The 2,500-nt window shown below is 60.3% G+C and carries 2 rRNA genes (1 of these 2 cut by a window edge); both read right to left on the reverse strand.

The annotated features are described in order from the left end of the window. Positions 1-95 (reverse strand): 5S ribosomal RNA (gene rrf, locus IF47_RS29030); the annotation flags it as partial. A 79-nt stretch (positions 96-174) separates the two neighbouring features. Continuing rightward, a 23S ribosomal RNA gene (locus tag IF47_RS0126495) occupies positions 175-2,500 on the reverse strand; it runs 705 nt beyond the window's last position.

Here is a 2,500-nt window from a genome sequence, read left to right on the forward strand (position 1 = left end):
CACACGGTCCCCCGTGCAGTACCATCGGCGCTGAAGAGCTTAGCTTCCGGGTTCGGAATGTAACCGGGCGTTTCCCCTTCGCCATGACCACCGAAACACACCCACACCACCCCCACCCGAAGACAGGGGACACCGGTCGTGGTCTCAGAACCCACACAGTGGACGCAAGCACCTACGGACAAGCCCTCGGCCTATTAGTACCGGTCGACTCCACCCCTCACGGAGCTTCCATCTCCGGCCTATCAACCCGGTCGTCTCCCGGGAGCCTTACCCCCACAACAGGGGCGGGAGTCCTCATCTCGAAGCAGGCTGTCCTCTCGTACTAGGGACAGCCCTTCTCAAGACTCCAACGCGCACAGCGGATAGGGACCGAACTGTCTCACGACGTTCTAAACCCAGCTCGCGTACCGCTTTAATGGGCGAACAGCCCAACCCTTGGGACCGACTCCAGCCCCAGGATGCGACGAGCCGACATCGAGGTGCCAAACCATCCCGTCGATATGGACTCTTGGGGAAGATCAGCCTGTTATCCCCGGGGTACCTTTTATCCGTTGAGCGACGGCACTTCCACACGTAACCGCCGGATCACTAGTCCCTGCTTTCGCACCTGCTCGACCCGTCAGTCTCACAGTCAAGCTCCCTTGTGCACTTACACTCACCACCTGATGACCAACCAGGCTGAGGGAACCTTTGGGCGCCTCCGTTACCCTTTGGGAGGCAACCGCCCCAGTTAAACTACCCACCAGACACTGTCCCCGATCCGGATCACGGACCCGGGTTAGACATCCAGCACGACCAGAGTGGTATTTCAACAACGCCTCCACACACACTGGCGTGCATGCTTCACCGGCTCCCACCTATCCTACACAAGCCGAACCGAACACCAATATCAAGCTGTAGTAAAGGTCCCGGGGTCTTTCCGTCCTGCTGCGCGAAACGAGCATCTTTACTCGTAGTGCAATTTCACCGGGCCTATGGTTGAGACAGCCGAGAAGTCGTTACGCCATTCGTGCAGGTCGGAACTTACCCGACAAGGAATTTCGCTACCTTAGGATGGTTATAGTTACCACCGCCGTTTACTGGCGCTTAAGTTCTCGGCTTCGCAGGGCCCAAGGCCCCGCTGACCGGTCCCCTTAACGTTCCAGCACCGGGCAGGCGTCAGTCCGTATACCGCGCCTTACGGCTTCGCACGGACCTGTGTTTTTAGTAAACAGTCGCTTCTCGCTGGTCTCTGCGGCCACCCCCGGCTCGGACAGCACGTGCCGTCACCGGAAGCGGCCCCCCTTCTCCCGAAGTTACGGGGGCATTTTGCCGAGTTCCTTAACCATAGTTCACCCGAACGCCTCGGTATGCTCTACCAGACCACCTGAGTCGGTTTGGGGTACGGGCCACGACGGAACTCGCTAGAGGCTTTTCTCGACAGCCTAGGATCATCCACTTCGCCACCATCGGCTCGGCATCGGGTCTCACCCTGTCGTGGAGGACGGATTTCCCTGCCCTCCGGGCCACACCCTTACCCCGGGACAACCACCGCCCGGGCTGGACTACCTTCCTGCGTCACCCCATCACTCGCCTACTACCGGATCGGACCGTCGGCACCGCCCGCCCCGCGCCCGAAGGCACGACCGCGGACGACACGGACTTAGCATCACCGGACTCGGCCCTTGCGCTCCGCCACGGGTACCGGAATATCAACCGGTTGTCCATCGACTACGCCTGTCGGCCTCGCCTTAGGTCCCGACTTACCCTGGGCAGATCAACTTGACCCAGGAACCCTTGGTCAATCGGCGCAGGAGTTTCCCACTCCTGTCTCGCTACTCATGCCTGCATTCTCACTCGCGTACCGTCCACCACTGCCTTCCGGCGCGGCTTCTCCCGGCACACGACGCTCCCCTACCCACCCGGACCCCCGTTGGAGGCATGTGTCCGGGCGACACGACGTCGGCGGTGTGCTTGAGCCCCGCTACATTGTCGGCGCGGAATCACTTGACCAGTGAGCTATTACGCACTCTTTCAAGGATGGCTGCTTCTAAGCCAACCTCCTGGTTGTCTGAGCGACTCCACATCCTTTCCCACTTAGCACACGCTTGGGGGCCTTAGTCGATGCTCTGGGCTGTTTCCCTCTCGACCATGAAGCTTATCCCCCACGGTCTCACTGCCACGCTCAACTTGCCGGCATTCGGAGTTTGGCTAAGGTCAGTAACCCGGTAGGGCCCATCGCCTATCCAGTGCTCTACCTCCGACAAGCACCACGTGACGCTGCACCTAAATGCATTTCGGGGAGAACCAGCTATCACGGAGTTTGATTGGCCTTTCACCCCTAACCACAGGTCATCCCCCAGGTTTTCAACCCTGGTGGGTTCGGGCCTCCACGACCTCTTACAGCCGCTTCACCCTGCCCATGGCTAGATCACTCCGCTTCGGGTCTTGGGCACGCTACTGAAGACCGCCCTGTTCGGACTCGCTTTCGCTCCGGCTCCCCCACACGGGTTAACCTCGC

This window comes from Streptomyces megasporus, from assembly GCF_000718985.1.
Lineage (GTDB): Bacteria > Actinomycetota > Actinomycetes > Streptomycetales > Streptomycetaceae > Streptomyces > Streptomyces megasporus.